This is a genomic window from Nonomuraea rosea (assembly GCF_039539705.1).
Taxonomy (GTDB): Bacteria; Actinomycetota; Actinomycetes; order Streptosporangiales; family Streptosporangiaceae; genus Nonomuraea; species Nonomuraea rosea.
On the sequence record NZ_BAABDQ010000031.1, the window covers coordinates 67,415 to 94,412 of the forward strand.

The 26,998-nt window shown below is 69.6% G+C and carries 20 protein-coding genes; 10 read left to right on the top strand and 10 right to left on the bottom strand.

Annotated features, from left to right (window positions below; all coding sequences use genetic code 11):
* The first annotated feature begins 1 nt into the window (after position 1).
* Positions 2-916, top strand: coding sequence for a ribonuclease Z (locus ABEA43_RS46945; RefSeq protein ID WP_345572578.1), 915 nt, complete (start codon positions 2-4; stop codon positions 914-916).
* On the opposite strand, the gene ABEA43_RS46950 is transcribed toward ABEA43_RS46945, so the two are convergent.
* From ABEA43_RS46950 to miaB, 4 genes are all read right to left on the bottom strand, one after another.
* Entirely contained in the window at positions 892-1,536 is a 645-nt protein-coding gene (locus ABEA43_RS46950) for a class III extradiol ring-cleavage dioxygenase family protein (protein WP_345572579.1), read from the bottom strand. The two genes, ABEA43_RS46945 and ABEA43_RS46950, sit on opposite strands and share 25 nt — an antisense overlap.
* A gap of 35 nt (positions 1,537-1,571) precedes the next feature.
* The gene (locus ABEA43_RS46955; protein ID WP_345572580.1) at positions 1,572-2,312 is read right to left on the bottom strand and encodes an isocitrate lyase/PEP mutase family protein; all 741 of its coding nucleotides are present in this window, start codon (positions 2,310-2,312) and stop codon (positions 1,572-1,574) included.
* A 123-nt stretch (positions 2,313-2,435) separates the two neighbouring features.
* Positions 2,436-2,948: a hypothetical protein gene (locus ABEA43_RS46960; RefSeq protein ID WP_345572581.1), complete on the bottom strand. Its 513-nt coding sequence runs from the start codon at positions 2,946-2,948 to the stop codon at positions 2,436-2,438.
* Between the two features lie 1,046 nt (positions 2,949-3,994).
* Positions 3,995-5,494, bottom strand: coding sequence for a tRNA (N6-isopentenyl adenosine(37)-C2)-methylthiotransferase MiaB (gene miaB, locus ABEA43_RS46965; protein ID WP_345572582.1), 1,500 nt, complete (start codon positions 5,492-5,494; stop codon positions 3,995-3,997).
* Positions 5,495-5,630: 136 nt separating this feature from the next.
* On the opposite strand from miaB, the gene ABEA43_RS46970 reads away from it, so the two are divergent.
* From ABEA43_RS46970 to ABEA43_RS46995, 6 genes are all read left to right on the top strand, one after another.
* Positions 5,631-6,386, top strand: a complete 756-nt coding sequence (locus tag ABEA43_RS46970) for an amino acid ABC transporter ATP-binding protein (protein WP_345572583.1) — start codon at positions 5,631-5,633, stop codon at positions 6,384-6,386.
* Between the two features lie 18 nt (positions 6,387-6,404).
* The gene (locus ABEA43_RS46975; protein ID WP_345572584.1) at positions 6,405-7,259 is read left to right on the top strand and encodes a glutamate ABC transporter substrate-binding protein; all 855 of its coding nucleotides are present in this window, start codon (positions 6,405-6,407) and stop codon (positions 7,257-7,259) included.
* 74 nt (positions 7,260-7,333) lie between these two features.
* Entirely contained in the window at positions 7,334-8,023 is a 690-nt protein-coding gene (locus ABEA43_RS46980) for an amino acid ABC transporter permease (protein ID WP_345572585.1), read from the top strand.
* Positions 8,020-8,928, top strand: coding sequence for an amino acid ABC transporter permease (locus ABEA43_RS46985; protein ID WP_345572586.1), 909 nt, complete (start codon positions 8,020-8,022; stop codon positions 8,926-8,928). The genes ABEA43_RS46980 and ABEA43_RS46985 overlap by 4 nt, the downstream gene beginning before the upstream one ends.
* A 390-nt stretch (positions 8,929-9,318) precedes the next feature.
* A complete protein-coding gene (locus ABEA43_RS46990; RefSeq protein WP_345572587.1) occupies positions 9,319-10,083 on the top strand; it encodes a glutamate ABC transporter substrate-binding protein in 765 nt (254 codons plus the stop codon).
* 155 nt (positions 10,084-10,238) lie between these two features.
* Complete coding sequence (locus ABEA43_RS46995; RefSeq protein ID WP_345572588.1) at positions 10,239-12,062, top strand: S9 family peptidase; 1,824 nt, start codon at positions 10,239-10,241, stop codon at positions 12,060-12,062.
* A 78-nt stretch (positions 12,063-12,140) separates the two neighbouring features.
* Here ABEA43_RS46995 and rny read toward each other — a convergent pair whose 3' ends face one another.
* Complete coding sequence (rny, locus tag ABEA43_RS47000) at positions 12,141-13,757, bottom strand: ribonuclease Y (RefSeq protein ID WP_345572589.1); 1,617 nt, start codon at positions 13,755-13,757, stop codon at positions 12,141-12,143.
* Positions 13,758-14,626: 869 nt separating this feature from the next.
* Between rny and ABEA43_RS47005 the strand changes: the two genes are divergently transcribed.
* Positions 14,627-15,406, top strand: coding sequence for an alpha/beta fold hydrolase (locus ABEA43_RS47005; protein WP_345572590.1), 780 nt, complete (start codon positions 14,627-14,629; stop codon positions 15,404-15,406).
* Positions 15,407-15,679: 273 nt separating this feature from the next.
* Here ABEA43_RS47005 and recX read toward each other — a convergent pair whose 3' ends face one another.
* The 3 genes from recX to ABEA43_RS47020 form a co-directional block, all read right to left on the bottom strand.
* Positions 15,680-16,366, bottom strand: coding sequence for a recombination regulator RecX (gene recX, locus ABEA43_RS68335; RefSeq protein ID WP_425570521.1), 687 nt, complete (start codon positions 16,364-16,366; stop codon positions 15,680-15,682).
* Between the two features lie 959 nt (positions 16,367-17,325).
* Positions 17,326-18,423, bottom strand: a complete 1,098-nt coding sequence (gene recA / locus ABEA43_RS47015; protein ID WP_425570514.1) for a recombinase RecA — start codon at positions 18,421-18,423, stop codon at positions 17,326-17,328.
* Positions 18,424-18,976: 553 nt separating this feature from the next.
* Positions 18,977-19,519, bottom strand: a complete 543-nt coding sequence (locus ABEA43_RS47020; RefSeq protein WP_345572592.1) for a P-loop NTPase family protein — start codon at positions 19,517-19,519, stop codon at positions 18,977-18,979.
* Between the two features lie 650 nt (positions 19,520-20,169).
* Between ABEA43_RS47020 and ABEA43_RS47025 the strand changes: the two genes are divergently transcribed.
* On the top strand, positions 20,170-20,457 hold the full coding sequence (locus ABEA43_RS47025) for a hypothetical protein (RefSeq protein WP_345572593.1): 288 nt from the start codon (positions 20,170-20,172) through the stop codon (positions 20,455-20,457).
* A 23-nt stretch (positions 20,458-20,480) separates the two neighbouring features.
* Here ABEA43_RS47025 and ABEA43_RS47030 read toward each other — a convergent pair whose 3' ends face one another.
* Both ABEA43_RS47030 and ABEA43_RS47035 read right to left on the bottom strand, forming a co-directional pair.
* Entirely contained in the window at positions 20,481-20,675 is a 195-nt protein-coding gene (locus ABEA43_RS47030) for a DUF3046 domain-containing protein (protein WP_345572594.1), read from the bottom strand.
* A 374-nt stretch (positions 20,676-21,049) separates the two neighbouring features.
* The gene (locus ABEA43_RS47035; RefSeq protein ID WP_345572595.1) at positions 21,050-21,538 is read right to left on the bottom strand and encodes a VOC family protein; all 489 of its coding nucleotides are present in this window, start codon (positions 21,536-21,538) and stop codon (positions 21,050-21,052) included.
* Positions 21,539-21,621: 83 nt separating this feature from the next.
* Between ABEA43_RS47035 and ABEA43_RS47040 the strand changes: the two genes are divergently transcribed.
* On the top strand, positions 21,622-26,646 hold the full coding sequence (locus ABEA43_RS47040) for an Lhr family helicase (RefSeq protein WP_425570515.1): 5,025 nt from the start codon (positions 21,622-21,624) through the stop codon (positions 26,644-26,646).
* Positions 26,647-26,998: the final 352 nt, after the last annotated feature.

Here is a 26,998-nt window from a genome sequence, read left to right on the forward strand (position 1 = left end):
CGTGTCCTCACGTGAGCTCGTGGTGCTGGGGACCTCCAGCGCGGTACCTACCCGACACCGTAACCACAACGGGTACCTTCTGCGCTGGGACGGGCAAGGCTTCCTTTTCGACCCCGGCGAGGGCACCCAGCGGCAGATGCTGCACGCGGGGGTCAGCGCGCACGACGTGCACTGGCTCTGCGTCACGCACTTCCACGGCGACCACTGCCTGGGGGTGCCCGGCATCGTCCAGCGCATCGCCCGCGACCGGGTCAGGCATCCGGTGCGGGCGGTGTTCCCCGGGTCGGGCGAGGCCTACTGGCGCAGGCTCCGGCACGCCGCCGCGTTCGCGGACACGTCCGTCATCTCCGAGCACCCGGTCTCGGGCGACCTGGCCGGCGTCGGCCCGCTGATCGCCCGCCGCCTGTCCCACCCCGTCGAGTCCTACGGCTACCGCGTCCAGGAGCCGGCCGGCCGCCGCATGCTTCCCGACAGGCTGGCTGCGTACGGCATCCGAGGTCCCGAGGTGAGCGAGCTCCAGCGCACCGGGTCCGTGCGCGGCATCACGCTCGACCAGTGCAGCGAGCCGCGGCCCGGGCAGAGCGCGGCGTTCGTCATGGACACCCGGCTCTGCGACTCCGTCTTCGAGCTCGCCTCCGGGGCGGACCTGCTGGTCATCGAGGCCACGTTCCTGTCGCAGGAGAGCGGGCTGGCCAAGGAGTACGGGCATCTGACGGCGTTCGAGGCGGGGGTGGTGGCGGCGGACGCGGGGGTGCGCAGGCTGGTGCTCACGCACTTCTCCGAGCGGTACGGGTTCGCCGACGAGCCGTCGTTCACCGAGGAGGTGCGGCGCAGCTTCGACGGTGAGGTCGTGCTGGCCCGCGACCTGATGAAGATCCCGGTGCCGCGGCGTCAGGCCCACAGCCCGGCGAAGTAGCCGACGCCGTAGGGGGCCGCCTCCATGAGCAGCCGCCCGCTCTTTGGCCCTGCTGCGCCGGCCAGTACCTGGAGTGCCGCCCGGCCGTTCACCCACAGCGTGTCGGCCTCCGCGGGGTCGAGCGCGGCGAGCACGGCGGGGTCGGCGTCGGCGATGGCGTTCGCGATCATGGTGTTATAGGGCTTGGCCGACTCGTCGTACCGGCCTGGCGCCCCGGGGCTGAGGCAGGCCGAGCCGTCGGCCATGACCAGCAACGCCACCCGCTCCCCCGCCTCGCCCAGCTCCGCCCCCATCGCCAGGCACTCCCCGCTCGGGGCGTCGAAGGCCACGGAACGCAGCCCGTTCGGAGCGCGGTCGCCCAGGAGCCAGCGGCCGATCGTCAGCGACAGCGGGAGGACGGGCTCGCCGTGACCGGCCGTGACGTCCAGGCCCCAGGGACGCAGGGTGCCGGCCGACTCACCTCCGTACGTGCCGGGGGTCTCGGCGCCGCCGACCACGATCAGGACGTCGGGCCGCGCCTCGTGGAGCGCGTCGACCGCGGTGTGGCAGGCGGAGCGGAGGTCGCGCAGCGCGGGCACGATCAGCGGGGTGGGCGGGCAGACGGCCGCGGCGACGAGCACGAGCGCAAGCGTACGTGGCGGCCTCCGGCTCCCCCTCAATAGGGGCTGTGCCCGTCCCTGACCTTGGCGAACAACGTTTGGGCGTAGGCGTGCGCCGCCTGGTGCAGCCCGCCGCCGAAGCTGATCCTGGCCACCCCCAGCTCGGCCAGCCGCCCGAGGGACGGGGCGCCCGGCCTGAACAGGATGTTCACCGGCCCGTCCAGCTCGGCCGTCAGCGCCTGGATCTCGTCCTCGTCCGCCAGCCCGATCGGATACAGCGAGTCGGCCCCCGCCTCCAGATATCTCCGCCCGCGCTCGACGGCCTCCTCGTGCGAGCTCCGGCCACGCAGGAAGGTGTCGATCCTGGCGTTGATCACCAGCCCGTCGCCTGCCGCGGCCCGCACCTCGGCCAGGAACTCCGCCTGAGCCCCCGGATCGACCAGCTCGCCGGTGCCCGGGACGGAGTCCTCCAGATTGCAGCCCACGGCGCCGGTGGCGAGCAGGCGTTCGACGAGTTCGGCCGGTTTGAGCCGGTAGCCACGTTCGACGTCGGCGGTGACGGGCACGTCCACGGCCCCGGCCACCCGGGCGATGGCCGCCATCATCTCGCCGACCGGCGTCTTCTCGCCGTCGCCGTACCCCAGCACGCGCGACACGGCGGCGCTGCCGGTGGCGACCACGGGGAACCCGGCCTCCTGAACGGCGCGCGCGGAGGCGGCGTCCCAGACGTTGGGCAGGACCAAGGGGGTGCCCGGCACGTGCAGGGCCCGCAGCACGGACGCCTTGTCAGTCGTCATGCTCCGACCTTACGGACGCGAGTGGCACCCGCCGTAGGTCCAATACCGGCCACAAACCACAAGCCACTTCCCCCCACCTCGGTACGCGACCACCGCGCTGCCGGCGCCGGCCGGTCACCTGCCTCAGCAGCCGCCCTTGGAGCACTGGCCGAGGACCTCGCCCGCCGGGCCGTCCGCCGGGGTGTCGTTCGCGGGGGCCTGCGACGGCTTGGTCGCCGGCTTGGTGGGGGACTTCGTCGCGGGCTTCGAGCTGTTGCCCGACGAGGGAGTGTCCCTGGAGGAGTCGGTGCCGGTCGTGTCGGCCGGATCACCGCTCCCTTCGCCCGGGTCCGTGACGGCGTCGCCCATGCTGCCGTCGTCGGGAGCGTCGGTGGACAGGCCGCCGTCGTCAGGGGCGTCGGTGGTGGCGTCGCCCATCGTGGCGTCTTCGTCGCCCTGGAGTTCGTCCCCACCGGTGCTCTGCGTGGCCGCGGGCCCGCCGCTGCTCTGCTGCGACGTCCCGGCGGGGTTCATGGCGATCAGGTAACCGGCACCGCCCGCGGCGAGCACCGCGACCAACGCCGAGGCGGCGATGACGAGGGTCTTGGTCTTCTTGCTCTTACGATCCCTGGCTCTCGAGTCCGCCCTCGAGGCCATCCGAACATCGCCGGGCCCGGACAGGACTTCCTGACGATCCGGCTCCATCGGATCTTGCATAGCGGTACAGCTCCTGCGGTCGTATCGGGGAAAGCTCACCGGCTTCCGCGGGTGATGGACCACACTAGCCGCAACAGTCGAATGCTCGCACACCAATCACAAAGGAATCACGACTTGTCCCCCCTTAGATCCATTTGCCCAGGTAGCCGCGCCCGCCTGGCACCCGTGGCCGGAGCCGCCGGGGTACTCGTCACCGCGATCGTGGGAATTTTCCTGGCATTCACCCAAACTCCCGAACCACCACCGCAAAGCTCCGGTGAATTCGATCAGGAATCACCCCTTTCCCCAAGATCGAATTCACTGTCGCCACCGTCGACGCTCCTGACGGCCACCCCGGCGCTGCTGTTCCCGGCTCCTTCAGGGACCGTCCGCGACCTCTCGGCGGCCGGGTCCGCCGCTGCCGTCGCCGATCCGCTGACTCTTCCCTGGATCCAGGCCGTACCGCCGCAACTGGATCCGGACCTCGCCCTGCCGCCCATCCTCTCGCCGATCGGGGCGCCGCACCCGTCATCCGCACCCTCCGCCCAGCCGTCCGCCCTGCCGTCCGCACAGCCGTCCGCCCAGCCGTCCGCACAGCCGTCCGAACTGGCGTCCGCGCATAGGCCCGCGCGATCGGCCGCACCCCCGCAGAAGCGGTCCGTCGTACCCCAGCCGGTCGGATCGCCCGCGCCGCAAGCTCCCCCGCAGACGCCCCCCAAGGACCGCCCCGCGCCCAGGCCGGAACGGCGCACGGTCCCGCCGCCCGCACGCGGCGGCGCCGACCCGTGCGCGACGTTCCACGACTTCCGCCGCGAACCCTGCTACAGCTTCCTGGACCGCCTCACGAAAAAGTGACCGTCCGCCGGCTCCCGCGCCGCCCTGCGCGGCCTCCGGACGAAGCCACGGACAAGGGCCCTGCAACCGAACGACGGCGCACGCCGGCTGAAGGCGTGCACCGTCGAAAGGGACCAAGGGCGAGAGACCGCAAGCCGGGCGCGGCCGGGGACTCAGGACGCTGAGCAGGCTCCCGATGGCGTGGCCGGGGAAGAGACCGGCGGGCGGCCGATGGTCGGCATGCCCAGCAGCACCCCGGGCACCGCGGCCGGCGCGCCCTGGCGGGACTCCCAGGCGTCGCCCGCCCTGGTACGCCGGACCGTGCGTACCGCCCCATCCGCCACCAGGTGGTGCGGGGCCGCGTACGTCACCTCGACCGTCACCATGTCCCCAGGCCGCGGCGTCTCCTCGCCCACCGCGAAGTGGACGAGCCGGTTGTCCGCGGCACGCCCCGACAACCGCCGGGTGGCGTCGTCCTTGCGCCCCTCGCCCTCGGCCACCAGGACGTCGAGCGTCCGCCCCACCTGCTTCTTGTTCTCCTCCCAGGAGATCTCCTCCTGCAGGGCGACCAGCCGCTCGTAGCGCTCCTGGACGACCTTCTTGGGGATCTGGTCGGGCATCGTGGCCGCGGGCGTGCCGGCCCTGATGGAGTACTGGAAGGTGAAGGCGTTGGCGAAGCGGCTCTGCCGGACCACGTCGAGCGTGCCCTGGAAGTCTTCCTCGGTCTCTCCTGGGAAGCCGACGATGATGTCGGTCGAGATGGCGGCGTCCGGCATGGCGGCGCGCACGCGTTCGATGATCCCGAGGTAGCGCTCGGCCCGGTAGGAGCGGCGCATCGCGCGCAGCACCTGGTCGGAGCCCGACTGCAGGGGCATGTGGAGCTGGTGCATCACGTTGGGCGTCTCCGCCATGGCGGCGATCACGTCGTCGGTGAACGCGGCCGGGTGCGGCGAGGTGAACCGGACCCGCTCCAGCCCGTCGATCGTGCCGCACGAGCGCAGCAGCTTGCCGAAGGCCAGCCGGTCGCCGAACTCCACGCCGTAGGTGTTGACGTTCTGGCCGAGCAGGGTGACCTCCAGGACCCCCTGGTCCACCAGCGTCTGCACCTCGGCGAGGACGTCGCCGGGACGGCGGTCCTTCTCCTTGCCGCGCAGCGACGGCACGATGCAGAACGTGCAGGTGTTGTTGCAGCCGACCGAGATCGCCACCCAGGCGGCATAGGCGGACTCGCGCTTGGTGGGCAGCGTCGAGGGGAAGACCTCGAGCGACTCCTTCAGCTCGACCTGCGCCTCGCCCTCGATGCGGGCCCGCTCCAGCAGCACCGGCAGCGAGCCGATGTTGTGGGTGCCGAACACCACGTCGACCCATGGCGCCTTGCGGACGATCTCACCCTGGTCCTTCTGCGCCAGGCAGCCGCCCACGGCGATCTGCATGCGCGGATTGCTCACCTTGGCGGGTCTGAGATGGCCGAGGTTGCCGTAGAGGCGGTTGTCGGCGTTCTCCCGCACGGCGCACGTGTTGAACACGACCACGTCGGCGGTCTCGCCGCCGGTGGCGGGCACGTAGCCGGCGTCCTCCAGCAGGCCCGACAGCCGCTCAGAGTCGTGCACGTTCATTTGGCACCCATATGTGCGCACTTCGTATGTGCGGGCGCCCTCCTGGGTCACAGTCATGGCACGTTCAAGGGTAGTCCTTGTCCGGCTCGCGGCGGCCCATACGATCTAAAAGGCCAGCTTGGTGGCACGATGTGATCGGATCGGTACCGCTTGGTTAGTGACCAGCGCCCTGGAGACCTCTACGGTTTGACGCATGACGGAGAACGGTAACGGCGCTCCACTCGTACGGTTGGAGAACGTCAACAAACACTTTGGGGCACTGCACGTCCTGAAGGACATTAACCTGACCGTCTCCCGTGGTGAGGTTCTGGTCGTTATCGGCCCTTCGGGCGGGGGCAAGTCCACGCTCTGCCGGGCCGTCAACCGGTTGGAGACTATCGACGGCGGGACAATCATTTTCGACGGTCAGGCTCTGCCGCAAGAAGGTAAAGCTTTGGCCAAGCTTCGCGCTGATGTCGGCATGGTGTTCCAGTCGTTCAATCTGTTCGCGCACAAGACGATCCGCGACAATGTGACCCTCGGGCCGATGAAGGTCCGCGGGCAGGCTCGCCAGGCCGCCGACCAGCGAGCCATGGAGCTGCTTGAGCGCGTCGGCATCGCCGCGCAGGCCGACAAATATCCGGCCCAGCTCTCCGGCGGTCAGCAGCAGCGGGTCGCCATCGCCCGGGCACTGGCGATGGACCCCAAGATGATCCTCTTCGACGAGCCGACCTCGGCCCTGGACCCGGAGATGGTCCAGGAGGTCCTGGACGTCATGATCGGGCTGGCCCGTGACGGAATGACGATGATGGTCGTCACCCACGAGATGGGCTTCGCCCGCAGAGCCGCGAACAGAGTCGTGTTCATGGCGGACGGCCAGATCGTGGAGGAGAACACCCCGGACGCCTTCTTCGGATCTCCGCAGACCGACAGGGCCAAGGATTTCCTTTCTAAGATTCTGACGCATTGAGAGAGCCGAGGTAGGACGATGCAGATCCGTCGCATGGGCATTGCCCTCTTCGCCGCCGGTGCCATGATCACCGGTCTTGCCGCCTGTGGCGGCGGTGGGGCGACCACCGTGTTGCAGAAGGCCAAGGACGACAAGAAGCTCGTCGTCGGCGTTAAATACGACCAGCCCGGCCTGGGCCTGAAGAAGCCTGACGGCACCGTCGAGGGCTTCGACGTGGACGTGGCCAAGTACATCGCCGGCAAGATGGGTGTGCCGGAGAGCGGGATCGAGTTCAAGGAGGCCCGTTCCGCCAACCGGGAGAGCTTCCTGAAGCAGGGCCAGGTGGACCTGGTGATCGCGACCTACTCGATCACCGACGCGCGTAAGCCGCAGGTCACCTTCGCCGGCCCCTACTACCTGGCGCACCAGGACTCCCTCATCCGGGCCGACGACAACACGATCACGAGCCTCGACACCCTCAAGGGCAAGAAGGTCTGCCAGGTCAGCGGCTCCAACTCGTGGAAGAACATCACTGAGGGCACCAACAAGCAGAGCCTGAAGGTCGAAGCGACCCTGGTGCCCGCGGGTGGCTACGACGAGTGCATCCAGAAGCTCAAGACCAGCGCGGTCGACGTGGTGACCACCGACGACACGATCCTCGCCGGGTTCGCCAAGCGTGAGGGCACGGGCGTGAAGGTCGCGGGTGCGCCGTTCACGGACGAGAAGTACGGCATCGGCATCAAGAAGGGCGACCTCGAGACCTGCAACGAGATCAACAAGATCGTTGCTCAGATGTGGTCCGACGGCACCGCGGCCAAGCTGCTGGAGAAGCACTTCGCCGGCACGGGCCTGAAGGTCGAGACCGCGGCGCCGGCCGCGGAGGGCTGCGCCTGATCCCCCGTCCAGGCCCGATCACTCGCCGGTGAGTCGCCCAGGCTCACCGGCGAGTTCTTCCAATGAGGAATGTCATGGACACCTCTTCTCTTATTGACTTCTCTCCGCTGATCCAAGAGTTCGACAAGATCCTTCTGGGATTCTGGGCGACGATCCGGCTGACGCTGACCAGCGCCTTCTTCGCGCTGATCCTCGGCACGGTCCTGGTCTCCATGCGAGTGGCGCCGACGCCGGTGCTGCGCTGGGCCGGGACCGCCTACGTCAACGTCGTCCGCAACACGCCTCTGACGCTGGTGCTGATCCTCTGCGCGCTCGGGCTCAGCGACACGATGCAGCTCACGTTCAGCGATGAGCCCTCCACCAACTACTTCTGGTGGGCGGTGGCCGGCCTGTCGGCCTACACCGCGACGTTCGTCTGCGAGGCGCTGCGCTCCGGGATCAACACCGTCGCCACCGGCCAGGCGGAGGCGGCCAGGGCCATCGGGCTGACGTTCATCCAGACGCTGCGGCTGGTCGTGCTGCCGCAGGCGTTCCGGTCGGTCATCGCCCCGCTGGGCAGCATCCTGATCGCCCTCGCCAAGAACACCACGATCGTCACCGTGGCGAGCTATCTCGACGCGGCGGCCCAGATGAAGCAGATGTTCGACGACTACGGCGGTACGATCCCCATCTTCCTCGGATTCGCCTTCGGCTACATGGTGCTGACCCTCCCGACCGGCTTCTTCTTCGGCTGGCTGGCCAAGCGAATGGCGGTGGCCCGATGAGCAAGGCGACCAGCGTTCTGTTCGACGCCCCCGGGCCACGGGCGCGGCTGCGCAACAACGTGCTGACCCTGGTCTCCGTCGCCATCCTGCTCCTGATCGCCTACCTGGTGATCTCGACGCTGGGTGAGAAGGACCAGCTCGACGCCGCCAAGTGGGAGCCGTTCCTGCGTGGCGACACCTGGACCGGGTTCATCATCCCGGGCCTGATCGGCACCTTGCAGGCCGCCGTGGTGTCCGCGGTGCTCGCGCTGATCTTCGGCGTGCTGTTCGGTCTCGGCAGGCTCTCCGAGCACCGCTGGATCCGCCGGATCTCCGGCGCGGTCGTGGAGTTCTTCCGGGCCATCCCGCTGCTGATCCTCATCTACTTCGTGCAGGCAGGACCGGCCACGCTGAGCGGCTACACGGTCAGCGTGCCCGCGTTCTGGGCCGTGGTCATCGGCCTGACGCTGTACAACGGGTCGGTGCTGGCGGAGATCTTCCGAGCGGGCATCCTGGCCGTGCCGCGGGGTCAGTCCGAGGCCGCCTACTCCATCGGGCTGCGCAAGTCCGAGGTGATGCGGCTGGTGCTGGTCCCCCAGGCCACCACCGCGATGATGCCGGCGATCGTCAGCCAGATGGTCGTGCTGCTGAAGGACACCGCGCTCGGCTGGATCATCGCGTACGAGGACCTGCTGAACGCCGGGCTCAAGCAGTTCGCCGTCAACTACGGCAACCTCATCCCGAGCGCCATCGTGCTGGCGCTGTTCTACGTGCTGATCAACCTGGCGCTCGGCTACCTCGCCAACTGGCTCGAACGGCGTAGCCGGCGCAGCCGCAAGTCCTCCGCCGGGCCGATCACGCCGCCTTCGGCGATCGGCACGGGCACGGGCGGCCCCGGCAGGGGCGCCGTCGCCACGATGGAGTGACAAGCCGCGAATATCGGACGGCGGTGGTGCGCGAACGGCGCACCACCGCCGTTTCTTTGTCGGTGATGCCTGCTTAACACAGGGCGCATAAATATCAGCGTGGTATTTCCGTCACGCGAACAACACCTGTCCATTGCTGAACGCGTACTTTGCGACCTCGCACGTGAAAAGCGCGGTTTGGTGGACGTGCTCCCCGTAAAGCCCCAAGAAGCCGCCACTTCTCGGTGCGAACCGCCCGCAGACCACCGCGTACGGGACCTCCGGCCAGCAAACTCCTCCTGAGGGCGGAGAAACGGGGAGGTGCGGATGCGACGGGCGTACGTGACGTTCGCGGGCGCCATGGTCATGGGATTGGCCGCGTGTGATGGTGGGGGCTCTTACACCACCGTCGTGAGCAAAATCCGCGGCGCGGGAAAGGTGGTCGTCGGCACGAAATGGGACCAGCCGAGCCTGGGGCTGAAGATGGACGGTGGCGATCCGCAGGGGTTCGACGTGGACGTCGCCAAATACGTGGTGAACCACCTCGCGAAGGGCGAGCCGGTGCGGATCACCTGGCGGGAGTCGCCCTCGTCCACCCGCGAGGCGTTGCTCCAGAACGGCACCGTGGACCTCGTCTTCGCCTCCTACACCATCACCGAGGCCCGCAAGCCCAAGGTGACGTTCGGCGGCCCTTACGTGATCGTCCAGCAGGACACGATGACGCGCGCCGACGATTTCCGCATCACCAAGACGGCCGACCTGCGGGGCAAGCGGATCTGCCAGGCCGAGGGCTCCAACTCGTACCGGCGGATCGTCGACCCGCCGCCGGACGGCAAGCTGGGCATCCCGGCGGTGCTGGTGCCCGCACAGAACTACTCCGACTGCGTACGCAAGCTCCGCACCGGGCAGCTCGACGCGGTGAGCACCGAGAACCTGCTGCTGGCCGGGTTCGCCGAGGCGGAGCCGGGCCGGTTCAAGCTGCTGAACGACCCGATCACCGACGAGAATTGGGCCGTCGGGATCAAGAAGGGCGACACGGCCACCTGCGAGGCCGTCAACGAGGCGGTCGCGGACATGTGGCGGGACGGGACGGCCACGCGGCTGCTGCGCAAGTGGTTCGGGAAGACGGGGCTCAGGCTGCCCTCGTCGCTGCCACGCCCCGAGGGTTGCCCTTGACCTCGGGGCGTGGCAGCGAGGGTGGCTCTTGACCCCCTCTGGCCCGTGTGAGCCGGTCGCGTGAACCCCCGAGTTGCCGGGGACGGGCCGGAAACTAGGCGTGATCTTGGGGGACCGCCCCGCACCGCCGGTGATCTTCCGGCAGGATGCGGGGTATGCCTTTCTGGCCCTCCCCCATTTCGACCAGAGACGTGGCCGGTTCTGGCGTGCGTCCCGGCTGGCCCACCGCCCAGAGCGGCCGGGTGTGGTGGACCGAGGACCGTCCCGACGAGGGCGGGCGCACCACGATCGTGCGCCTCGCCGCCGACGGCACCCGCCGTGAGCTGCTGGCGGCCCCGTGGAGCGCGCGCACCCGGGTGCACGAGTACGGCGGCAGGCCCTACGCCGTGACCCCCGCAGGCGAGGTGATCTTCGCCAACCTCAAAGACCAGCGCCTGTACATACTGGGTGAAAACGGCGAACCGAAACCCCTCACCCCCGAAGGCTGCCGGTACGCGGACCTGCTGGTGCACGAGGGGCAGGTGTGGTGCGTACGCGAGCGCCACACCGAGGACGGCAAGGTCACCCGGGCCATCGTCTCGATCCCGCTCGAAGGCGGCGAGATCCGCGTATGGGCCACCGGCTGCGACTTCTACGCTTCTCCCACGATCTCCCCCGACGGGCGGCATCTCGCCTACGTCTGCTGGAACCACCCGCGCATGCCCTGGGACGGCACCGAGCTTCGCGTGACGCCCCTGTCGGGCGGCGGCGACTCGTGGACGGTGCGCGGCGGCGCCGCGGAGTCCGTACTGGCTCCTGCGTGGAAGGACGACGCCCACCTCTACCTGGTCTCCGACCGCTCGGGCTGGTGGAACCTCTACGAGGTCGGCCTGCGCGGTGACGGCGCGCGGGCGGTCCATCCGGCGGAGGAGGAGTTCGCGCTGCCGCCGTGGCGGCTGGGCGGGCGACCGTACGCGGTGCTCGGCGACGGACGTCTCGCCGTGCTGCACGGGCGCGGCGACCTACGGCTGGGCGTCCTCGACCCCGCGTCGGGCACGCTCACCGACCTCGACCTCCCCTACGCGGGGTGGGACGGCGCTCTCACCGTCGAGGGCATGTCGGTGTCCGGCATCGCGTACGCGGCCGCCGTCCCCCGGTCGGTCGTCATCGTGGACGCGGCCACCGGCGGGCACCGGTCGCTCAAACGCGACATCGAACACCTTCCCGACCCCGCCTACCTGCCCCTTCCGCAAGCGGTGCACATACCGGGGCGCGATGAGGTCCACGCCTTCCTCTACCCGCCCTACGGCCCGGCGACCGAGGGCACGCCCCCTTACGTGATCTTCGTGCACGGCGGCCCCACGGCGCATGCCGACACCGCGCTCGACCTGGAGAAGGCGTTCCTCACCTCGCGGGGCATCGGCGTGCTCGACGTCAACTACGGCGGCTCCACGGGGTACGGCAGGGCCTACCGTGAGCGGCTGAAGGGGCAGTGGGGCCTGGTGGACGTGGCCGACACGGTCGCCGCCGCCGAGTGGCTGGCCGCCGAAGGGCTGGCCGATCCCGCCAGGATCGCGGTGCGCGGGGGCAGCGCGGGCGGCTGGACGGTGATGGCCGCCTGCTGCCGGTCCGGGGTGTTCGCGGGCGGGGTGTCCTATTACGGCGTCAGCGCGCTCGCGCCGCTCGTCGCGCACACGCACGACTTCGAGTCGCGCTACGTGGAGTGGCTGGTGGGGCCGGAGGATCCGCAGGTGTACGCCACCAGGGAGCCGCTCGCCCTGGTCGACGGCGTGACCTGCCCGATGCTGCTGCTCCAGGGGCTCGACGATCCCGTGGTGCCCCCGGAGCAGTCGACGGCCTTCGCGGACGCGCTGTCGGAACGCGGGGTGCCGTGCACGTACCTGTCGTTCGAGGGCGAATCGCACGGCTTCCGCCGCACGGAGACCCGCGCGGCGGCCCTGGCCGCCGAGCTCGCCTTCTACCAGCAGCTCTTCAGCTAGCCCGTTCTTCCGCACTGAGCTGCTGGCTCGGTCATACCGGCCGACCTGCGATGAAACGGCATGTGCGGAAAAACAGGGCTAGCGTGCGAACTCGGTCGCCCGCGACTCCCTGACCACGGTGATCCGGATCTGGCCTGGATAGGTCAGCTCCTCCTCCACCTGCTTGGCCACGTCGCGGGCGATCACCTGCGCCTGGATGTCGTCGATCGCGTCCGGCTTGACCATGACGCGGATCTCCCGCCCCGCCTGCATGGCGAAGACCTTCTCCACGCCCTCGTACGACTGCGCGATCTCCTCCAGGCGCTCCAGCCGCTTGACGTACGCCTCCAGCGACTCGCGGCGGGCGCCGGGCCGGCTGCCGCTGACCGCGTCGGCGGCCTGCGTGAGCACCGCTTCGACGGTACGGACCTCGACCTCGTTGTGGTGCGCCTCGATGGCGTGGACCACGTCCTCGTGCTCGCCGTACCTGCGGGCGATCTCCGCCCCGATCAGCGCGTGGCTGCCCTCGACCTCGTGCGTGAGCGCCTTGCCGATGTCGTGGAGGAGGGCGCAGCGCTTGAGCAGCGGCTGGCTCAGCTTCAGCTCGGCGGCCATGATCCCGGCGATGTGGGCGGACTCGATGAGGTGCTTGAGCACGTTCTGGCCGTAGGAGGTGCGGTAGCGCAACTGGCCGAGCAGCAGCGTCAGCTCGGGGTGCATGTCGGTGATCCCCAGCTCGACCAGGGCGTCCTCGCCGGCCCGGGCGCACAGGTCCTGCACCTCCTGGCGGCTGCGGTCGTGCGCCTCCTCGATGCGCTGCGGGTGGATGCGGCCGTCGAGCACGAGCTTTTCCAGCGTCAGCCTGGCCGTCTCCCGGCGTACCGGATCGAAACAGGACAGGAGCACCGCTTCCGGGGTGTCATCGATGATCAGGTTCACACCGGTGGTGGACTCGAACGCCCGGATGTTGCGGCCTTCGCGCCCGATGATCCGGCCCTTCATCTCATCGCCCGGCAGGTGCAGCACACTGACGACCGACTCGGCCGTCTGCTCCGCGGCCAGCCGCTGGACGGCCAGCGTCACGATCTTGGTGGCCCGCTTCTCGCCCTCCTTGCGAGCGTCGCCCTCGATCTCTCTGATGATCAGCGCGGCCTCGCGCTTGGCCTGGTTCTCGATCTCCTTGACCAGCTCGGCCTTGGCCTGATCACCGGTCAGCCCGGAGACCCGTTCGAGGATGACCTTGCGCTCCTGCTCGACCTGCAGCAGCTCCGCGCGGCGATCGGCCAGCTCGACCTCGGTCTCGCCCAGCTTCCTGTCCCGCTCGGACTGCCGCCTGGCCTCTTCGTCCAGCCGCTGCTCCCGCTCGGCCAGCCGGGCCTCTCTCCGTTCGAGGTCGGTGCGCAGCTCCTTGAGCTCGGACTTGAGTATCCGGCTCTCCTCCTCGACCTCGCGCCGCAGCTGCGTGGCGCTCTCGGCGGCGCTCTCCGACCTGCGCAGGATCTCCTCGGCATCGATCTCCGCCTTCGTCCGGATCTCGCGCGCCTCCTGCCGTGCCAGCTCCAGCTCCTCGTGTACGGCCTCCACCTGCTCAGGGCTCGGCTTGGCCATCCGGGGCAGGTTGTTCGAGGTGCGGCGTATGACGACGAGCAGGGCGACGATCATCCCGAACGCGAGCACGAGCACCGCTACCATCAGCACCACGACAAGCGGCCCCATGTGCGCCCCGCCCTCCTCGCGTCGGCAAAACCCCATAACGCGGACTCAAAACTGGAGGGGTCACAAGCGCGCCACAGAAGGCCCGGTCGGCGTCATCACCAGTATCGATATCAAGCCAAGACTGACCGGGCGTCGACTGCTGTAGCCGACACCTCGCCCGCCTCGATCAACCGAGCTCGTTCGTCCGTCGTTCACCGGTATGGCAATCCGCGCTGCGCGGAGTAACTCCTCACTGCCGTCGAGGTTATGCGTGGAACAAGTCACGAGCAAGCAAACGCGTCATCAAGCGTGTCTTACAGGCTGGCATCTCCACATCCAGCCCCACATACACCCTTACCGCCCGAATTGCCCCACTCTTCCACCGCCTAGGCCCCCGCTCCGCTGCGAACCCCCGCTCCCGGCCCCCGAGACACTCCCGCACCCCCATGTGCTGAGGCGACGGGACGCCAGCATGCCCTGCGACAGACGAGACTTGCCGGACCACCACGCTCATGCACCGACGGATCATGGCGATACGAACGTGGGCCACAAAACACGACGAGCCCAGCCCAGCAGAGCCCAGCCCAGCAGACCCGGCAGACCGGCAGACCAGCGGACCGGCAGAGCCCTAAGGCGTAGAACCCGCTCGATCCGCTCGATCCGCTCGATCCGCTCGATCCGCTCGATCCGCTCGATCCGCTCGATCCGCTCGATCCGCTCGATCCGCTCAAAAGGGGAGAACTCGCCTCCAAGGCATAGAAGCTCGGTCGACCGGAGACCGGAGACTCACGCGACCCCGACAGCCTGCCGCGAATGACACCGCCCTCTACTACACGTAAGGGAACGATCAAGGCCCGCACATCCAGCGGGGCTGTGCCAGCATGACGCCCATGGCGATCTATCTCGAAGAGGCAGGCCCCGAAGGCTCACCGGTAGTGGTGTTACTGCACGCCGCAGGCACCAGCGGCTGGATGTGGACCAAACAGGTCTCCGCGCTTGCCGACGAGATGCGCGTCCTGATCCCCGACCTGCCAGGTCACGGGCAGAGCAACACGCGTCCATGGATCTCGATCGCCGACACCGCCCGCCTGCTGGCCGAGGTGATCGCCACACGCGCACCGGGCGGCAAAGCTCACGTCGTCGGGCTCTCCTTAGGGGGCTACGTGGGAGCGCACCTGGCCGCGACCGCTCCGGACGTGGTGCTCAGCGCAATCGTGAGCGGCGTGAACGTACAACCGTTCCCCAACCCGGGCCGAATGCGGCTCATGGGCGCACTGATCGCGCCAGTGATGAAGTGGGGGCCAGTGCTGCGAGCCAACGCTCGTGCGCTCAACGTCCCCGAAGAGGACATCGACGGCTACCAGCGCGCCGCGCGGGCCACCACGCGGCAGGCGTTCCGCCGGGTCACTGACGAGGCTCTCAGCTTTCGGCTGCCGTCCCAGGCCAAGGATTCCCTCTGCCCGGTCCTGGCGGTGGCCGGCGAGAACGAGCACGACCTCACGAAGCGTTCGCTGACCGACATCGCCGCCGCGTTCCCCAACGCCGAAGCGCGCCTGGCACCCGGTGTAGGCCACGGGTGGAACGGCGAGAAGCCCGCCCTGTTCACGGCCATGATCCGGGCCAAAGTCACAGGCGACCAACTGCCGGCGGAGCTCATCGCCATGAACTGAGCCCGGCGAAGGCAACCCGGATCAGAGATGCCCGGACCGAGCAGCCGACCGAGCGGCCCGAACGGAGCAGCCCGGACCGATGAGCCGAAGCGAGCAGCCCGGACTGAGCCGCTGGACCGAGCAACCTGCCCGAGCAACCGGACCGAGCAACCGGACCGAGGAACCGGACCGAGGAACCCGAACGGAGGGGACCCGACTGAGACCGACCGGGCCGAGAGACCCGGGCTGAGAGACCCGGGCCGAGGGGCGGACGATGTCGTAAGAGGCGGGTAGTCAGGAAAAATCCTCCTCCAGATCAATGCCTTCCTCTTCAAGGGCCTCCCGGATGACGCGGAAGGCCAAGCCGGAGGAATATCCCTTACGGGCGAGCATCCCAGCCAGGCGGCGGGTGCGGGTCTGCGGGTCGAGAGATCGAGTAGCGGCGAGTTTGCGGTCCACCAGCCGCCGGGCCGTCTCAGCCTCCTGGTCGGAGTCCAACCGCTCCACGGCTTCATTGACCGTCTCAGTGTCCACACCGCGATGGCGCAGCTCAGCCGCCAGCGCGCGCTTGGCCAGGCCACGACCGTGATGCCTGGAATCGACCCAGGCCGCAGCGAACGCCTCGTCGTTGATCAGGCCGAGCTCGGAAAAACGCCCGAGGACAGCTTCGGCGGCTTCGTCGGGAATTTCTCGCTTGCGAAGAGCTTCGGCGAGCTGGGCACGCGTCTTGGGTGCCATGGTGAGGAGGCGGAGGCAAATGGCTCGAGCCGCCGACTCCGGATCCTTCGGCGGTCCGGCGCTAACCTGGCTCTCCGCGTCAGGATCGTCAGACGGCCAGCCCTGACCCTGAGCCCTCTTCCCAGACCTCCTGTTGGAGCGGCTGCCGGATCGGCGACCCTTACTCGATCGTTTCTTATCGCTCTTTCCGGTCTCACCACCGTCCGCCTGCTCAGGCGAGAACCAACTGCTCCCCGCCAACACTTCGGAATGCCACTCGTTGGCCCCTTGGGCATCGGGCGCCACCCTCTCGCGAGGTTGCCCACCCCCCGAGGACGGAGGGCCAGCCTCACCAGGTTGACCGCCAGCAGTGCCCTTCGACGGGAAGTCGAAGAACACCTCGGAGGAACCGCCCACCCAACCGGCCCCGCTGGGTTGACCGTCAGCGGCATCCCTCGCCGGACGACCAGTTGCTTCGGACCCGTCGGGGCCTGAAGACCGGAAGCCGGTCTCCCTGGGTTGACCGTCAGCGGCACCCCTCGCCGGACGATCAGTTGCTTCGGACCCGTCGGGATCCGAGGGGTGCAAGCCGGTCTCCCTGAGTTGACCGTCGGTGGTGCGCCCCAGTGGAAGACCGGCTGCTTCGGACGCAGCGGCGCCCGACGGCGGGGAATCGGTCTCGCTGGGTTGGCCGTCGACGGTGCCGCCCGCCGGAGGGCCGGCTGTTCTGGGACCGGCGGGATCCGAGGGCGGGAGGTCGGCCTTGGTGGGTTGGCCAGGGCCAGGGCTTGGGGACGGGAAGTGGGTGTCGCCGCCGGACTGGCTGTCTGGTTCGGCGGATGGGGAGGTGCGGAGGCGGTCTCGCTGTTCGCGCCACTCGTCGACCGATGGCCAGCCATCCGCGGCGGAACGGGCCATGTCACGACCTCGGGATGAGGTGACGTCACGGCTGCGTGACGTGGCAGTGTCATGACCTCGCGATGAGGCGGCGTCGTGGCCTCGTGCTGAGGTGATGTCGTGGCCTTGTGGCGGGGTGATGCCGTGGCCTTGTGGAGAGGCGGCGTCGGGGTGCTGGGATGAGGTCACGGCGTGGTCCTGTGGTGAGGTGGCGTGACGTCACGAACCCACGATGGGGTTGTTCGGTGCCGAGCGGGCGGGCCAGGCGCCCCCGTACGGAGAGTGGAGCGCCTGTGGCCGGACCGTTTCACTCGTGTGGCGACCGATCAGACGTCACCCGGCTTCGGGGTGGACTTCGAGGCGCGGCCCGACGGGGCGGCAGCCGCGACCGGTGCGGCGGCGGCTTCGGCCTCGGCAGGGGCGTCGAGACGGGGGCCAACGCCCAGCTTGTCCTTGATCTTCTTTTCGATCTCGTTGGACATGTCAGGGTGGTTGCGCAGGAAGGTGCGCGCGTTTTCCTTGCCCTGGCCGAGTTGGTCTCCCTCGTACGTGTACCAGGCGCCGGACTTGCGGACGAAGCCGTGCTCCACGCCCATGTCGATGAGGCCACCCTCACGGGAGATGCCGATGCCGTAGAGGATGTCGAAGTCGGCGACGCGGAAGGGCGGGGCCATCTTGTTCTTGACGACCTTGACCCTGGTGCGGTTGCCGACCGCCTCGGTGCCGTCCTTGAGCGTCTCGATGCGGCGGATGTCCATGCGGACCGAGGCGTAGAACTTGAGCGCCTTACCACCGGTCGTGGTCTCAGGGCTGCCGAACATGACGCCGATCTTCTCGCGGAGCTGGTTGATGAAGATGGCGGTGGTGCCGGTGTTGCTGAGGGCTCCGGCGATCTTGCGCAGCGCCTGGGACATGAGGCGGGCCTGGAGGCCGACGTGGCTGTCGCCCATCTCGCCCTCGATTTCGGCCTTGGGCACCAGCGCGGCCACCGAGTCGATGACGATGATGTCGACGGCGCCCGACCTGATCAGCATGTCGGCGATCTCCAGCGCCTGCTCACCCGTGTCCGGCTGGGACACCAGCAGGGCGTCGGTGTCCACTCCCAGCTTCTTGGCGTATTCGGGGTCGAGGGCGTGCTCGGCGTCGATGAACGACGCGATGCCGCCGGCCCGCTGGGCGTTGGCCACCGCGTGCAGGGCGACCGTGGTCTTGCCCGAGGACTCAGGGCCGTAGATCTCGACGATGCGGCCACGCGGCAGGCCGCCGATGCCGAGCGCGATGTCGAGTGAGATCGACCCCGTGGGGACCACCTCGATGGGAGCCCGGGCTTCATCGCCCAGTCGCATGACAGAGCCCTTGCCGAACTGCCGCTCGATCTGAGCGAGGGCGGTCTCAAGGGCCTTCTCGCGGTCGTTGATAGCCATGGGAGCTCCCCCTGGAGGGTTGTGGTCCGATCAGTCGAGTGAAAGCTACGGCCTGCCACCGACATTTTCTGCGAGAGTCGGGGAAGTCGTGGCCCGGCGAAGTCCATCGTAGCCGAACGGCTGTTCGATCACAGCAGGAACACGCGGCTACAGGTGCCCCCTTCGAAAATCGTCCCCACGCCCCTGTCCTCTGTCCCCGAGTCCGTCCCTCGGTCCCGTCCCTCGGTCCCGTCCGGTTCTTCGTCCCGTCCTCTGTCACCGTCGACGGATGGGCTGGGACGGGGACGAGGGGCGATCCCCCGGCCGAGGCGGAGGGCTGAGGCGGAGGGCTGAGGCGGAGGGCTGGAACGCAAGTTGGAGTGGAGAGCCGGGGTGGAGGCTGGGATGTGGGCTGAGGCTGGGGGTTTGCGGGAAGATGGCAACTCTGGGCTGAGGTTGTCGGTGATCCGGCTCTGCGGACTCGTCCGACGGCATCCGACTCTTGCCGCGCTCGCCTGCGGCCAGCCCGGCTTTTACGGGCTCAGCCGTTGGCGACGCAACTCCTGCGCAAGACTCATACGTCCGTGATCGTCTTCGAGTCGACTGTACGTAGCCAGTTCTCGGCCTCTTGCGGGGCGGCGAAGCGGATCACGTGTAGTGGGGCGAAGCGCGGGTCGTGGGCGCGCTGGTGGATGTCCGCTCTGCGCGTCCCGTGCTGTGACCATGCCCACCACACGGGGTGGTCCCGGCGGAACCAGTTCGCCAGGGTCTCTCTGTTGCCGCCGAAGATGCGTTCGCGGGTGAGGGTTCTGCGCAGCGATCTCCGTAGCACTCGGGGCATGATGACCCGCCTGCCGTAGTCGAGCCAGATCACGGTGTCGGCGCGTTCCCACAGGAGGTCGCGTACCTCGGGGTAGCCGTACGAGTCGAAGATCCAGGCCGGCGAGGAGGCGATCTCCGCGATCCGGGCGGCGAACTCGCCGTTCACTGTCCAGCCTGGACCGGTGTAGTGGAGGGCGTCCATCTCGTGGTACGGCACTGCGAGGCGCGTGCTCAAGGCCCGCGCCATCGTCGACTTGCCGGCCCCGGTGATGCCGGCCACAAGGATGCGCCGCATCCGAGCAGGGTACGGCCTCTTGAACCTGACATCGGTCACCGGGGATCGCCGACCGGAGGCAGCCGGCTCAGGAAACCGGAGGCAGGATCTGGAGTTTTCAAGGGATGTCCAACTTCAGGGTCGGCCGGTGCCATGGGAGGGCTGGTGTCACGGGACGGCCGGTGCTGCGGACGGTCGCCCCCGGAGGGAGCGGCCCCAGGGACCGGCGGGCCGGGTGACGGGCGACCCGAGGGGTGTCTCTGGCTTTTCGACCGGCGCCTTGGGCCTGAGGGCTTGGGTCCTTGAGGGTCTTGGAGGCAGGTGCCAGGAGGGCCTCTCGCCCAGGTTCCTCGGAGGTCGTGCTTTCGGGTTCGCCAAGAACCTCGCCTCCAACCGGGCGGAAGGTCCTCGGGCGGTCAGGGCTCAGGGGTTCTCGGGGAGGCAGGATTTCAGGAAACCCGAGGTCAGAGGGCTCGCGAGCCTCAAGGAGCCGGAGGTGGGAGGGCTGGGGACCGGGGGCTGGAGCGGCGGGAAAAGCGGGGCGGGAGGCGTACGGAATCGCGATCACGGCGTCGCTCCGAGTAAACGTCAGGAGGGTTGGCGGCGTCGTGTTGTCATGCGGGGTGAGCTGGGGAGACTCACTGGCAGGGGCGAGGGTTGGAGGCGGCGACGTGTCGAGCGGCTACACCGGGGAACGGCGCACCCATCTGGAGGCGCTCGCAGAGCTCTTGCCCAATCAGGGCCTGGTGAGCCGCATGCTCGGCGGGGACGATCCGGTGTTGTGGGTGTGGCACCCGCGTACCGGCCGCCAGACGATCATCTTCGCGACCCCGTCGAACCGTGGGTGGCTGTTCCTGTGGTCCCCCGGCGGGCAGGGCAGCGTGAACGACCTGGAGCATACGGCCTCCGCGCTGCGCGAGACGCTGGACCAGGCGCAGGAGCCGCAGCGCGGAGGCTAGTCAGCAGATAGCGGAACCCGGGGTCAGCGCAGCTTCGACGAGACGTTCTCGACCTGGCAGACCGCGCGCCAGACGCTCTTGGCGCTCTCTCCTTCGGCCAGCGCCTGCACGACCGTACGCCCGCCGAGCGGGGCGAGCACGTAGTCGCGGGCCCATGACTCGGCGTAGGTCTCGCCGAAATGAGCCTTCATCCTTCTCCAGAACTCGGTCAGACGCATGAACTCAAGTATGGAATCGCCTTGGGCGTGGGTAAGACATCCCCATGCCAAAGACCCCCAAGTCTTCACCGCCGAAGACCGCCAAAAGCAAGGCCAACAGAGCCAAGCGCCGCCGGTTAGTGCTCGCGATGCGCATCACCGTACAGAAGGAGAAGGCGGATAGATCCGAACGGCATGTCGGCATCAGGCAGGAGCCGCGTGCGGGCAAGCCGCGTACGCGGAGGGCGTCGCGGCGCTGAGGCTGCGACCACCCAGGTACGAACGCGCTCGCGGCGTACGGGCACAGCACGCGATCGCGACGCGCGGCCGCGCCACCCGGCCGGACCGCGCAATCGCATAGACGCAGGACGTACTGATGTGATCGCGACGTGCGGTCACAGCACGTGCGAGCCGTACATCTCACCTAGATGGTCGGCGAGCAGCTCCAGCCTGGCGCCGTCGGGGTCCTTGAAGTAAATGGAGGCGCCGCTCTCTATCTGGTGCGGCACGCCGGCCATCTCCAGCTTTCCACGCAGCCGTTCCCAGGTCGCGGGATCAACGGAGATCGCGACGTGGTGGAGCCCGCCCAGCACTTCCTGGTACGGCTCCAGGTCCAGCCCGGGAAAGTCGAAGAACGCGAGCAGGTTGCCGTTGCCGATGTCGAAGAAGAAGTGGTTCGAGCCCTTGTAGTCGCGGTTTTCGATGATCTCCGTCAACGGGAACTCCAGGAGCTCCTGGTAGAACGCGATGGTCCGCTCCACATCCGACGAGAGCAGGGCCATGTGATGCAGGCCGCGCGCGCTGCTGGATGGACGGTGCGGTAACACGTAACGCTGCCTGATCTCCGCACGGCGGGCTTCTATGGCCGCATGGTCAATGGTCACGGTCGCTGTATGTCCGCCTGAGCCCGGGCTCAATCACGCAGCGCAGCGCCAATGCGTTTTCTGTCGGTGGCGCGAGGCAGTATGTGCTGGTGAGCTCGCTAGACCACTTCAGCCAGGTGACCAGGCAATGGTTCACCGGAGCCTTCCAATCTCCCACCGCCGCCCAGGAGGGGGCGTGGGAGTCGATTGCGCGTGGCGACAACACCCTGGTCGTCGCGCCTACCGGGTCCGGCAAGACGCTGGCGGCGTTCCTGTGGTCGCTCGACAGGCTGGCGGCGGAGCCGGGCGGACGCACGTCCGAGAGCCGGCCCGTACCCGGTGTGGGCCGACCCGTGCCTGCCGGAGGTACGCCGCAGGCGGCCGAGGGCGGGGCCGGCTCGCCCAAGGGGGCTTCAGTGGCCGGGCCGGGCTCGCGCAAGATGGCTTCAGCGGCTGGGGCGGGCTCGCGCAAGGGGGCCTCGAAGGCTGGGCCGGGCTCGTCCAAGGGGGTCTCGAAGGCTGAGCAGGGCGAGCGTAAGGGGACCAGGGTTCTCTACGTGTCGCCGCTCAAGGCGCTGGCCGTCGACGTCGAGCGCAACCTGCGCGCGCCGCTGGCCGGGCTCAAGCAGACGGCGCGGCGGCTCGGGCTGGCAGTGCCGGAGATCTCGGTGGCGATCCGCTCCGGCGACACCCCCGCCGAGGACCGCAGGCGGTTCGCGGCCAAGCCGTCCGACATCCTGATCACTACGCCCGAGTCGCTGTTCCTGCTGCTCACCAGCCAGGCCAGGGAGGCGTTGCGCGACGTCGAGACGGTGATCGTGGACGAGGTGCACGCGGTCGCGGCCACCAAGCGCGGCGCCCATCTGGCGCTCAGCCTGGAGCGGCTCGACGCGCTGCTCGACAAGCCGGCGCAGCGGATCGGGCTGTCGGCGACCGTGCGGCCGGTGAGCGAGGTGGCGGCGTTCCTGGGGGGCACCCGGCCAGCGACCGTGGTGCAGCCGCCGTCGGAGAAGCAGATCGAGGTCGAGGTCGTCGTGCCCGTGGAGGACATGACGGAGATGGAGGGGCGGTCGCCGTCTCAGGGGGAGGGCGAGGAGTTCGCCCCCGAGCCGGGCAACAGGTCGATCTGGCCGCATGTCGAGGAGCGGCTGTTCGATCTGATCGAGGCCCACAGCTCCACAATCGTCTTCGCCAACTCCAGGAGGCTGGCCGAGCGGCTCTGCACCCGGCTCAACGAGCTCGCCTACGACCGGTCGCAGGGGGTGGAGGCGGTCGATCTCTCGATCTGGGAGACGGAGCCGACCCAGCCCATGTCCGGCGAAGAGCCGTCCGGGCCGGGGTCGTCCGGGCAGGAGCCGTCCGGGCGAGGGCAGTCCGAGCAGGAGCTGTCTGGACAGGGGCCGTCCGGACAGGGGCCGTCTCAGCGGGTGCCGGTTCGGCGGATGCCTGCTGACATGATGGCGCAGGCCGGGGCGAGCAAGGGCGTGGTCACCGAGATCGTGCGCGCCCACCACGGCTCGGTCTCCAAGGAGGAGCGGGCGCAGATCGAGGAGGCGCTCAAGTCCGGCCGGCTGCCCGCCGTGGTCGCCACCTCCAGCCTGGAGCTGGGCATCGACATGGGCGCGGTCGATCTGGTCGCGTGCGTGGAGGCGCCGCCGAGCGTGGCCAGCGGGCTGCAGCGCATCGGCCGCGCCGGTCACCAGGTCGGCGCGGTGTCCAGGGGCGTGATCTTCCCCAAATACCGGGGCGATCTGGTGCAGACGGCTGTGGTGGCCGAGCGGATGAAGAGCGGCCAGATCGAGGAGCTGCGCTATCCGCGTAATCCGCTCGACGTGCTGGCCCAGCAGATCGTGGCGATGACCGCGCTGGAGGAGTGGACGGTCGACGAGCTGGAGTCCGTGGTCAAGCGGGCCGCCCCCTACGCCACGCTGCCGAGGACCGCGCTGGAGGCGACGCTCGACATGCTGGCCGGGCGCTATCCGAGCGAGGAGTTCGCCGAGCTGCGGCCGCGCATCGTGTGGGACCGGGTCACCGGCACGCTCCAGGGGCGTCCGGGCGCGCAGCGGCTGGCGGTCACCAACGGCGGCACCATCCCGGATCGCGGTCTGTTCGGCGTGTTCCTGGTGGGCGAGCGCGCCTCCAGGGTGGGCGAGCTGGACGAGGAGATGGTCTACGAGTCGCGGGTGGGCGACGTCTTCGTGCTGGGCGCGACATCCTGGCGGATCGAGGACATCACGACCGATCGGGTCCTGGTCTCCCCCGCTCCCGGCCAGCCGGGCAAGCTGCCGTTCTGGCACGGCGACGCGGCGGGCCGCCCGGCCGAGCTGGGCAGGGCGATCGGGGAGTTCCTGCGCGAGCAGGCCAAGCAGGGCTCGACGGAGCGGATGCGGGCGGCGGGGCTGGACGAATACGCCGCGGCCAACCTGCTGGCCTACCTCGACGAGCAGCGCGAGGCCACCGGCTACGTCCCCGACGACCGTACGCTGCTGGTCGAGCGCTTCCACGACGAGCTGGGCGACTGGCGGGTGGTCATCCACTCCCCCTACGGCGCGCGGGTGCACGCTCCGTGGGCGCTGGCGATCAACCGGCGGTTGCGCGAGCGCTACGGCATCGACGTACAGGCTGTGCATTCCGACGACGGCATCGTGCTGCGGATCCCGGACACCCTGGCCGAGCCGCCGACCGACGTGGCGGCGTTCGACGCCGAGGAGATCGAGCAGATCGTCACCGAGGAGCTGGGCGGCTCCGCCATGTTCGCCTCCCGGTTCAGGGAGTGCGCGGGGCGGGCGCTGCTGCTGCCACGCCGCGTGCCCGGCCGGCGCACCCCGCTGTGGCAGCAGCGGCAGCGGGCCGCCCACCTGCTGGGGGTGGCCTCGCAGTACGCCTCGTTCCCGATCGTGCTGGAGACGATGCGCGAGTGCCTGCAGGACGTCTTCGACGTGCCGGGGCTCGTGCAGCTCATGCGCGACATCGCCGCGCGCAGGGTGCGGGTGGTGGAGGTGGAGACGTCGCAGGCCTCGCCGTTCGCGGCGTCGCTGCTGTTCCACTATGTGGGCGCGTTCATGTACGAAGGCGACGCGCCGCTGGCCGAACGCCGGGCGCAGGCCCTGGCGCTGGACACCTCGCTGCTGGCCGAGCTGCTGGGCCAGGCCGACCTGCGCGAGCTGCTCGACCCCGACGTCATCTCCGACGCCGAGCGCGAGCTGGCCAGGCTCGACCGGCCGCTGCGTGATCTGGAGGACCTCGCCGACCTGCTGCGCTCGCACGGCCCGCTGCTGGCGCCCGACGTGAGCGTGCGGGGCGGCGACCCGGCCTGGCTGGAGGAGCTCGAACGCGCTCGGCGGGCGATCAAGGTCCGCATCGCGGGCGAGGAGCAGTGGGCGGCGATCGAGGACGCGGCCAGGATGCGTGACGCGCTGGGCGTGCCGCCGCCGGTCGGGGTGCCGCACGCGTTCCTCGAACCGGTGGCCGATCCCCTGGCCGACCTCGTGGCGCGGCATGCCCGCACGCGGGGGCCGTTCCATGCGAGCACGGCGGCCATCAGGTTCGGGCTCGGCGTGGCCGTGGTGACCGATGCGCTGCGCCGGCTGGCGGGGAGCGGCCGGGTGGTCAGCGGGGAGTTCCGGCCGGGCGGGCGGGGTGCGGAGTGGTGCGACGCCGGGGTGCTGCGGATGCTGCGCCGCAGGTCGCTGGCCCGGCTGCGGAAGGAGGTCGAGCCGGTCGCGCCGGAGACGCTGGCGTTGTTCCTGCCCGCGTGGCACGGCATCACCGGGACTGGCTCGGCGGCGGCAGCGGGAGACGGCCCAGGCGGTCGCGGGGCAGGAGATGGCCCGGGTGGTCGGGGTTCGGCGGACGGACTGGGTGCTCGGGGGGTGGGGGCGGCGCGGGCGATGGACGCACTCGTCCGCTCCCTCGAACAGCTCCAGGGCGCCGCCGTGCCCGCCTCCGCACTCGAGACCCTGGTGCTGCCTTCGCGGGTGCCCGGCTACCATCCCGCGCTGCTCGACGAGCTGACCTCGTCGGGCGAGGTGATGTGGGCCGGGCAGGGCTCCCTGCCGGGTGGCGACGGCTGGGTGTCCCTCTACTTCGCCGACACCGCGCCGCTGCTGCTGCCCGAGCCCGCCGAGATCACGATGACGCCCGTGCACGAACGCGTGCTGGAGCTGCTGGGCGGGGGCGGCGCGCTGTTCTTCCGCGGGATCTCCGACCAGCTCAATTCGCTGGACGACGCGACGCTGGTCTCCGCGCTGTGGGACCTGGTGTGGGCGGGGCGGGTGTCGGGCGACACGCTCGCGCCGCTGCGGGCGACGCTCGGCACGGGGCGTCCCGCGCATCGGCCCGCCACCACGCGGCGGCGCCGGGCGGTGCTGCCCAGCCGGAGCGGGCCGCCCACCGTGGCTGGCCGGTGGTGGTTGCTGCCCTCGCCCGGCGACGACGCGACCCAGCGGGCGCATGCCCAGTCCGAGGTCCTGCTCGAACGGCACGGCGTGGTGACCAGGGGCTCGGTGACCGCTGAGCGGTTGCCCGGTGGATTTACTCCCATTTATCAGGTCTTGCGGGCGTACGAGGAGAGCGGGCGGTGTCGCCGGGGCTACTTCGTCGAAGGGCTCGGCGGGGCGCAGTTCGCGCTGCCCGGCGCGGTGGATCGGATGCGCGCCATGTCGCCGGGCATCGCTCCGGCCGCGCCCCCCGAGGTCCTTTCGAGTGGCCCCGGCGGGTACAGGGCGGGTGCGGGGACCTTCGGGCGGGCGAGCCGGCCCGAACGGCGGGCCGTGGTGCTGGCCGCCGCCGATCCGGCCAGCCCGTACGGCGCCGCGCTCTCCTGGCCGCAGCACCCCGGCGACGTCGGGCATAAGCCTGGACGGAAGGCGGGGTCGCTGGTCGTGCTCGTCGAGGGTCATCTGGTCCTGTACGTCGAGCGCGGAGGCAAGACGCTGCTGTCGTTCACCGACGACGAACGGCTGCAGCCGGCCGTGGACGCGCTCGCCCTTGCGGTGCGGGACGGCGCGCTCGGGAAGCTGACCGTGGAGCGGGCCGACGGGGCGTCCATCGTCGACTCCCCGCTGGCGGCGGCGCTGGAGGCGGCCGGGTTCCATCCGACGCCACGCGGCCTGCGGCTGCGCGCCTGACCACCCGGGGGCCCGAGCTGCTGCACATGATGCGTACGGGACGGCGGCCAGAAGGCGGCGGCACGGCGTTCAAGCTGCCCGACATGCCCAAGGCGCAGCGGACGATCGCCGCCCGGGCTGCGCCGGCCGGTGGTCGCGCTGATGGTCCTGCTCGGGCGTCGGTCTGTGGATCCCCTACCGAGCCAGACAACGGGCTAAGGAGCGCGCCGCCCAGCACCAGGCTGCATAGTCCACCATGACCGCGCAATGCCGAAGGGCACCGGGCCGGCCGGCAATTGTGCGCGGATCATGCGAGGCGGCGAGTCCACTCTGCAAGCACAGGGAACCGTGCTCCCCGCGGATCGGGGAGGCC

Bases quoted from the DNA above. Each gene is read 5' to 3' on its own strand.
- ABEA43_RS46955 (WP_345572580.1), bottom strand. From the start codon at position 2,312: ATGACGACTGACAAGGCGTCCGTGCTGCGGGCCCTGCACGTGCCGGGC.
- ABEA43_RS46960 (WP_345572581.1), bottom strand. From the start codon at position 2,948: ATGGCCTCGAGGGCGGACTCGAGAGCCAGGGATCGTAAGAGCAAGAAG.
- miaB (WP_345572582.1), bottom strand. From the start codon at position 5,494: ATGACTGTGACCCAGGAGGGCGCCCGCACATACGAAGTGCGCACATAT.
- ABEA43_RS46970 (WP_345572583.1), top strand. From the start codon at position 5,631: ATGACGGAGAACGGTAACGGCGCTCCACTCGTACGGTTGGAGAACGTC.
- ABEA43_RS46975 (WP_345572584.1), top strand. From the start codon at position 6,405: ATGCAGATCCGTCGCATGGGCATTGCCCTCTTCGCCGCCGGTGCCATG.
- ABEA43_RS46980 (WP_345572585.1), top strand. From the start codon at position 7,334: ATGGACACCTCTTCTCTTATTGACTTCTCTCCGCTGATCCAAGAGTTC.
- ABEA43_RS46985 (WP_345572586.1), top strand. From the start codon at position 8,020: ATGAGCAAGGCGACCAGCGTTCTGTTCGACGCCCCCGGGCCACGGGCG.
- ABEA43_RS46995 (WP_345572588.1), top strand. From the start codon at position 10,239: ATGCCTTTCTGGCCCTCCCCCATTTCGACCAGAGACGTGGCCGGTTCT.
- rny (WP_345572589.1), bottom strand. From the start codon at position 13,757: ATGGGGCCGCTTGTCGTGGTGCTGATGGTAGCGGTGCTCGTGCTCGCG.
- ABEA43_RS47005 (WP_345572590.1), top strand. From the start codon at position 14,627: ATGGCGATCTATCTCGAAGAGGCAGGCCCCGAAGGCTCACCGGTAGTG.
- recA (WP_425570514.1), bottom strand. From the start codon at position 18,423: ATGGCTATCAACGACCGCGAGAAGGCCCTTGAGACCGCCCTCGCTCAG.
- ABEA43_RS47020 (WP_345572592.1), bottom strand. From the start codon at position 19,519: ATGCGGCGCATCCTTGTGGCCGGCATCACCGGGGCCGGCAAGTCGACG.
- ABEA43_RS47030 (WP_345572594.1), bottom strand. From the start codon at position 20,675: ATGCGTCTGACCGAGTTCTGGAGAAGGATGAAGGCTCATTTCGGCGAG.